This is a genomic window from Kitasatospora sp. NPDC059462 (genome assembly GCF_042749955.1).
Classification (GTDB): domain Bacteria; phylum Actinomycetota; class Actinomycetes; order Streptomycetales; family Streptomycetaceae; genus Kitasatospora.
The window spans coordinates 20737-28108 of sequence record NZ_JBHYUU010000114.1; the positions used below are offsets into that span (position 1 = coordinate 20737).

Here is a 7372-nt window from a genome sequence, read left to right on the forward strand (position 1 = left end):
GGGGTCGTTTCCCGTGCGTGGGGATTGTCCCGTGTGTCCCAGCGCACAGCTCACCAGGCGAAGAGGTCAGTTGACAAGAGGCTCCGGATAATTGGTGTAGACCTTTGACCGGGCGTCGAACGGCCGCCCGAGGTCGGTGGTGCCCCGGGGGCGGGGTGGGAGGTGGGCCCGCGTCCTTGGCCCGCCCGGCGGGACGCGGGCCCGGCTCTCAGGCGGCCAGGCCGGGACCTCCTCCGCCCCTGGCCGGATCGGTGACGGCGGTACCGACGGTCGGAACCTGTTCGAATTCATCCACCCGTCCGGGCGTGTCGCGTTCCTGCCGCGGAGCGGACGCCCGCTCGGACGCCCGCTCGTGCGCCAGCGCGCGGGCGCGGGCGTGGGCGGGCGCCGGTGCGGCGGCCTCGACCGGACCGAACCGGCCGCTCTCCCGGTCGAGCACGTAGGCCTGCGCGGTGGCGAAGTCGAAGTACATGCCGACCAGCCGCAGGGTGCCCTCGGCCACCCGCCGTTCCACCGCCGGGTTGGCCATCAGCTGGTCCAGCTGCTGGACGACATTGGTGATGCAGAGCTGCTCGCCCAGGTCGACCGCCGGTCGGTCGGTGAACTCCGCCGGAACCCTGCGCAGCCGGTCCAGCGAGCCCCGGCCGTTGCGCAGCCAGCGGGCCAGCGGGGTGGGCCGCCCGGGCTGCTCGTGCACACCGTCCAGCAACGCCTTCATCGCCCCGCAGCCCGAGTGCCCGCAGACCGTGATCGACCGCACCTCCAGCACCTCGACCGCGTACTGCACCGCCGCCGCCACCGAGTCGTCGGCCGCGCCGGGCTCGTGCGGGGCCGGCACCAGGTTGCCGACGTTGCGCACGGTGAAGAGGTCGCCCGGACCGCTGTTGGTGATCATGCTGGTGACCATCCGGGAGTCGGCGCAGGTCAGGAAGAGCTGCGAGGGCGTCTGCCCCTCCCGGGCGAGCCGGGCCAGCTCGGGCCGCACCAGCGGGGCGGTGTGCAGCTGGAACACCCGGACCCCGTCCAGCAGCCGGCCGTGCGGGTCCTCCTGCTGCTCGATGCAGTGGTGGCCGACCCAGGGCGTCCAGGCGCGACAGCGGTGCGGGCCGGGGGAGCTGCCGGTGCGGACGGTGCCGTCCGGGTCGAGGACCTCGTCGTCCTGGCGGCGCGTCACCATCGACACCCGGCCGCCGCCCGCCTGGTGGCCGGTGCGCCAGCTGTGCACCGTCTCGTAGGCGGCGTGGTCCAGGAAGGAGCCGTCGTGGACGACGGCGACCTCGGCGCCCGCCGGGATGCCCGCCAGCGCCCGGCTGAGCCGGGGCACCGCGGTGAAGGTGAGCGGACCGTGCGTCTCCACGGTGAACGAGCCGTCCGGACCGGGCAGGACGTCCACGTGGGCGCGGGTCAGCCGGTAGAGGGCGAGCAGCACCGCCGTCCCCGCGCCCAGCGCCACCCCCGGCAGGACGCCGAGCAGCACCACGGCGACCACGGTGGTCAGGTAGACCGGGAACTCACGATGCCGGTGCACCTTGCGGATGTGCGCGAAGCTCACCATCTGCAGGCCGACGACCAGCACCAGGGCGGCGAGGGCGGCCAGCGGGATCCGGCGCAGCCCGCCGGCGAGGGCCAGCGCGGCCGCCAGCACCCAGATCCCGTGCAGCACCGAGGAACGGCGGCTGCTCGCCCCGGCCCGGACGTTGGCCGTGCTGCGCACCGCGCCGCCGGCGACCGGCAGCCCGCCGACCAGTCCGCTGACCACGTTGGCGAGGCCCTGGCCGCGCAGTTCCCGGTCGAGGTCCCCGGTGCGGTGCGACATCCGGTCGACCGCGACGGCGGAGAGCAGCGACTCGACGCTCGCCACGGCGGTGACGGTCAGCACGGCGGCCAGCACGGCGAGCGGCGGGCCGTGCGGCAGGTCGGGGGCGAGGCCGTGCGGCTGCCAGGCGGGCAGCGCGACCCGGGCGAGCCGCAGGTCCAGCGCGACGGCGAGCCCGGTGGCGGCGGCGACGGCGACGAGCGGGCCGGGGACCTTGGCCAGCCGGGCGCCGAACTCCCCGTACCGGCCGGGGAGCCGTCCCAGCCGGGGCCAGCCGAGCAGCACGGCGACGGTGACCGCGCCGACGGTGAGGGCGGCGGGGTGGGGAGACGCCAACTGGTCGGGCAGGGCGAGCAGGTTGGCCGAGGCGGAGCTCTGCGGCGAGCCGCCGAGGACGACGTGCAGCTGGGCGATGGCGATGGCGAGGCCGACTCCGGCCAGCATGCCGTGCACGATGGCGGGCGAGACGGCGAGCGCGGTGCGGGCCACCCGTCGTACGCCGAGCAGGAGTTGGAGCAGACCGGCGGCGGCGGTGATGGCGCAGGTGGCCCGCCAGCCGTACTGGGTGATGAGCCCGGCGGTGATCACGGTGAGCGCGGCGGAGGGGCCGCTGACCTGCAGCGGGGTGCCGCCGCACAGGCCGACCACGATGCCGCCGACGGCCGCCGCGGCCAGGCCGGCGGTGAGCGGGGCGCCGGTGGCCAGGGCGATGCCGAGGGAGAACGGCACGGCGATCAGGAACACCACCAGGGAGGCCGAGAGGTCCCGGGCCCAGTCGGCGCGGGGACGTCTGCCCGGTGGGGCGTGGTCGGTGGTGTCGGAGGCGATGGGGGCGCTGGAGATGTCGAGGGTCATGGGTCTTCCCGTCTGTCCGGGGGAACGAACGCAGTCAGGTCCGGCGGTGAGTCCGGCGCGGGCTCGGTGGAACGGATCGGCTGTCGTGGGTCGCGACGGTGTGGCGGGACGGCGCGGTCGGGCCGGGAGTGCGGGTGTCACCGGCCGGGCCTTGGTCCATCGGGCCGGCCCGCGGCCGCTCGGCGGGGCGCTGGGAGGAGCCAGGCCACGGCGAGGAGCACCGGGACGGATCGGAACATCAAGACTCGGTAAACCGAGGGTAATGAGAGCTTTGCACAGCGTCATTCGGAACGACAGTGAATAACCGCCTGGTTCACCCCATTGGGTGGTGGCCGAACGGACGGGAATCTGCTGGTGGCGGGCCTGCCGGGGACGCGCGCGGGCCGCGGTCCCCGTGCGGGGGACCGCGGCCCGTGGTGGGTGCGGCGGGGCTGCGGCTCAGACCGCCGCGCCGGCGGCGGCGGGCTCGCCGGCCGGGGCGGGCCCGCCGCCGAGCACGAAGTCCGGGTCGACCTGGGCGGCGAGGTCGGTGCCGACCTTGGCGTTGGCCCAGCTCTCGGCGTTGCGCAGGTGGAAGAGGACGGCCTGCTCGGTGTACCGGCGCGGGTCCCGCAGCCCGTGCGCGGCGTCGGCGGCCGAGTGCAGCTCGTCCAGCGCCGCGCGGTTGGCGGGTTCGAGGGCGTGCAGCGGCGGCTGGGCGCCCTGCTCCAGACGGCGCACCCAGTCGGACTGCCCGAAGGCGGTCAGCAGGTCCTCGCCGACCTCGCGGCGGAGGAAGTCCAGGTCGTCCGGACCCTGCACCTTGTTGCCGACCACCCGCAGCCGCACGCCGAAGTCGCGCGCGTAGTCCCGGTACTGGCGGTACACCGAGACGCCCTTGCGGGTGGGCTCGGCGACCAGGAAGGTGAGGTCGAAGCGGGTGAACAGGCCCGAGGCGAAGGAGTCGGAGCCGGCCGTCATGTCGGTCACCACGTACTCCTCCCGGCCGTCGACCAGGTGGTTGAGCAGCAGCTCGACCGCGCCGACCTTGGAGTGGTAGCAGGCGACGCCGAGGTCCTCCTCGGTGAACGCGCCGGTCGCCAGCAGCCGCACCGAGCCCTCGTCGAGCGCGACCGGGCGGGCGCAGGCCGTGTAGACCGGGTTCTCCTCGACGATCCGCAGCAGCCGCGACCCCCGGCCCGGCGGGGTGGTCTTGATCATCTCCTCGGCGGAGCGGATCAGCGGGTTGCTGCCGCGCAGGTACTCCTTGATCTCGGGCAGCCGGGCCCCGAGCGCGGGCAGCGCGGCGGCCTGCTCGTCCGTCAGGCCGAGGGCCGGGCCGAGGTGCTGGTTGATGTCGGCGTCGATGGCGAGGACCGGGCGGCCCGCGGCGGCCAGATGGCGGATGAACAGCGCGGACAGCGTGGTCTTGCCGCTGCCGCCCTTGCCGACGAAGGCGATCTTCATCTGGGACTCCGGCTCTCGCTCCTGGGCCCGCCGCGATCGCGGCTGAGCGCCGCGGCGAGGACGACGATCCCCCGAGGTGGAAATCGTTATCGTCTTCGACGGCGGCCATGCTATCGGGGGTTTCGGGTCATTGGTCGGCGGGAAGTGAGGATTGCCTCTAACGGGTGATGCGAGGTTGCTGTTCCGGCCGGGGCGCCCGGGTCATTACTCTCGGGTAGGTGAGCACTGGAACAGATCCCCTCGCCCCGCTGGCCCAGCTCCCCGGAGTGCCGGACGCGGTGGCCGAGGTGCGCAAGGCCGTCGACCGCCTCTACGGCCACCGGGTGATGCGCCGCCGCGCGGCCGAGGTCACCTCCGAGTCCGCCCTGCGCGGCGCCCGCGCCTCGGCGGCGCTGGCCGGGGCCGACTGGCCGCTGGAGGAGGTCCGGCGGCGCAGCGACTTCGGTGCGGACCCCGGGGCCCGCACGGTCGGCGCCGCGCTGCGGGTCGCGGCCGAGGCCGGTCAGCTGCTGAGCGTCTGGCGGCACTCGCCGCTCCAGGTGCTGGCCCGGCTGCACCTGCTGGCGGTCGGCGACGCCGATCCCGCGGCGGGCCGCCCGCGGCAGGGTGGCGAGGGCGCCGACGACCCGTTCCCGCTGGAGCTGAAGCCGGTGGAGGGCGTCGCGGCGGACCACGCCCCCGGGGCCGGGCCGGCCGGCGCGGTCGCGGACGGTCCGGTGCCGGCGCTGCCCGCGGCGCCCGGTCCGGAGGAGGTCGCCTCCCGGCTCGACCAGCTCTCGCGGCTGCTGGTGGCCCGGGCGGAGGGCCAGGGCGTCGGCACGCCGGCCCTGGTGGTCGCCTCGGTGGTGCACGGCGAGCTGCTGGCGCTGCGGCCGTTCGGCGCGTACAACGGCCTGATCGCGCGGGCCGCCCAGCGGATCGTGCTGATCGCCGAGGGGCTCGACCCGAAGTCGATCTGCCCGGCCGAGGTCGGCCTGGCGGAGCTGGGGACGGACGCCTACCGGCGGGCGCTGGCCGGGTACCTGGCGGGGACGCCGGAGGGGCTGGCGGCCTGGATCGGCCACTGCGGCCGGACGCTCCGGCTCGGGGTGCGGGAGAGCACGGCGGTCTGCGAGGCGATGCAGCGCGGCATGGTCTGAGCGTTCGAACGCCCCGCCCCGACGGGGTCCCGTCGGGGCGGGGCGGACAACGAGATGCGGCGGCACCTGATCCTGCCAGGTGCCGCCACTGGCACAGATGCCGGGTGACCATGCATGCACCGGAAGTGCCGATCAGACGGGGATCCTGCCCGTTCGTCTGGTCCGGCGGCCCGACAGCGGGTCGGCTGCATGTGGGTGCTCGGTCATCTGCACGGCGGTCCGTGGGGCCTGAACTGCGTTGTCGGTTTGACCTCTTCGGTCCTGACCGGGTCTCGCGGGCCGTGCTTCATTTGTATCGCGTTTCGGGCGAAAGGGGAACCCGAAAAGCGACGTCTTCGGCTTTTGACCGTTTTGTCCAACGGTCAGCGGTCCAGGCATGCCGGGCATGCCGGGCATGCCGGGCGCGCCGGGCGCGCCGGGCGCGCCGGGCGCCCGGCACCCCGCCGTCAGGCCGCCGGGCGGCGGCGCCGGGCCGCGTACCAGATGACCCCGGCCGTCAGCGCGGCCGTGCCGACCGCCACCGCCGTCAGCACCGAGCGGCTCGGGGCCGAGAATTCCGGGAGCCTGCGCCGGAGTTCCACCGGCTTGTCGAACACCAGCACCGGCCACTCGCGGGCCACCGCCTCCTTGCGCAGCGCCCGGTCCGGGTTGACCGCCGAGGGGTGGCCGACCGCCTCCAGCAGCGGCAGGTCGGTGGACGAGTCGCTGTAGGCGTAGCACTCGGTCAGGTCGTAGCCCTCGACCTCGGCCAACTCCCGGATCGCGGCGGCCTTGTTCTCGGCGTAGGCGTAGTAGTCGATCTCGCCGGTGTAGCAGCCGTCCTCGATCTTCAGCCTGGTCGCGATCACGTGGTCGGCACCGAGCAGCGCGCCGATCGGCTCGACCACCTCGGAGCCGGAACTGCTGACGATGACCACGTCGCGGCCGGCCGCGTGGTGCTGCTCGATGAGCGAGGCGGCCTCGTCGTAGATGATCGGGTCAATCAGGTTGTGCAGGGTCTCGGCGACGATCTCGCGGACCTGCTGCACGTTCCAGCCCCGGGTCAGCGCGGAGAGGTACTCCCGCATCTTCTCCATCTGGTCGTGGTCCGCGCCGCCCACCAGGAAGACGAACTGGGCGTACGCACTTCGCAGGACGGCCCGACGGTTGATCAGGCCGCCCTGGTAGAACGGACGGCTGAACGCGAGGGCGCTCGACTTGGCGATGATCGTCTTGTCGAGGTCGAAGAAGGCGGCGGTGCGCGGGCCGGCGGGGTGGGGGCGCAGGGCCGGCGGACGGGCCTGCGCCGGGTCGGAGCCGGCCGTTCCGGGCCGCTCGCCGGTCACGGGCGCCCCGTCGGGCCCGGGCGTCCCGTCGGGCGCGGCGGCTGCGGGGGTGGAGTCCGGGGACTCGTCGGCGTGCTCGTCGGCGTTCTCGGTGGTGTCCACGGGAACCGAGGATAGAGGGCGCCGCAAAACAGCCCGCCATTCGGCGTACTCGTGGGCGTGCGGGTTTGTGTTTCTGGCCGCTCGGGTACACCATGGAAGTCACGGATCGTTCGCGACCGTGCTAACCCGGTCCGGCTCCTCCCCCCCGAGTCGGGCCGTGGATAGACGACCCCCGCTCTCCCCCCCGGCGGGGGTCGTCGCACGTCCGGGGCCATTTTCAGGGCTTGAACGGCCTGGGGTGGCGATCTGCCGGTCGGCGGCGGCGACGTCTACAGGGGGTGTCGGCAGACGGGCGCGGTCGCGCCTTTTCGTCACTCTCCGTAGAGCATTCGTAGGGCATCGCTCATGCCCCGCTCTGGCCCCCGCCGCTTCGGGAATGCGGCCCGGACCTGCCCGGGGGAGCGCGCGGTCCGCTCGGCGCTATCCGGCTGCGCCGGTATGGCGGTTCATCTCCGTGAGGCCGTTTCGTCAATTCTTTGTCCAATAGCCCCCCGTGTGGGTGAACGTTTTCGTCCACAGCCCATGAGTTGTCCACAGGGATTCGGAACCCGGCGGCCGGAATCCGGATCACCGTCCACCGTGATGTCCGGCGGCGCGGGCCGGGGCCGGGCCCGCGGGGCGGCGTGGGGGGGGCGGGGGGACCGGGCACCAGGACGTCAGGGGAGCCGGCCTGTAGACTCCCGGCACCG

General features: G+C 74.2%; 4 protein-coding genes. 1 reads left to right on the forward strand and 3 read right to left on the reverse strand.

Features of this window, described 5'->3' with window-relative positions; translation table 11 throughout:
• Positions 1-208 precede the first annotated feature (208 nt).
• Positions 209-2671 carry a SulP family inorganic anion transporter gene (locus ACFXAM_RS25495; protein ID WP_380294559.1) on the reverse strand — a complete coding sequence of 821 codons (2463 nt, stop codon included), beginning with the start codon at positions 2669-2671 and terminating at the stop codon, positions 209-211.
• 438 nt (positions 2672-3109) lie between these two features.
• Entirely contained in the window at positions 3110-4117 is a 1008-nt protein-coding gene (locus ACFXAM_RS25500; RefSeq protein ID WP_380294560.1) for an ATP-binding protein, read from the reverse strand.
• A 218-nt stretch (positions 4118-4335) separates the two neighbouring features.
• Between ACFXAM_RS25500 and ACFXAM_RS25505 the strand changes: the two genes are divergently transcribed.
• Entirely contained in the window at positions 4336-5256 is a 921-nt protein-coding gene (locus ACFXAM_RS25505; RefSeq protein ID WP_380294561.1) for an oxidoreductase, read from the forward strand.
• Positions 5257-5702: 446 nt separating this feature from the next.
• Here the strand turns inward: ACFXAM_RS25505 and ACFXAM_RS25510 are convergent, their stop codons facing one another.
• Positions 5703-6521, reverse strand: a complete 819-nt coding sequence (locus ACFXAM_RS25510; protein ID WP_380294563.1) for an HAD family hydrolase — start codon at positions 6519-6521, stop codon at positions 5703-5705.
• Positions 6522-7372: the final 851 nt, after the last annotated feature.

Bases quoted from the DNA above. Each gene is read 5' to 3' on its own strand.
- ACFXAM_RS25495 (WP_380294559.1), bottom strand. From the start codon at position 2,671: ATGACCCTCGACATCTCCAGCGCCCCCATCGCCTCCGACACCACCGAC.
- ACFXAM_RS25500 (WP_380294560.1), bottom strand. From the start codon at position 4,117: ATGAAGATCGCCTTCGTCGGCAAGGGCGGCAGCGGCAAGACCACGCTG.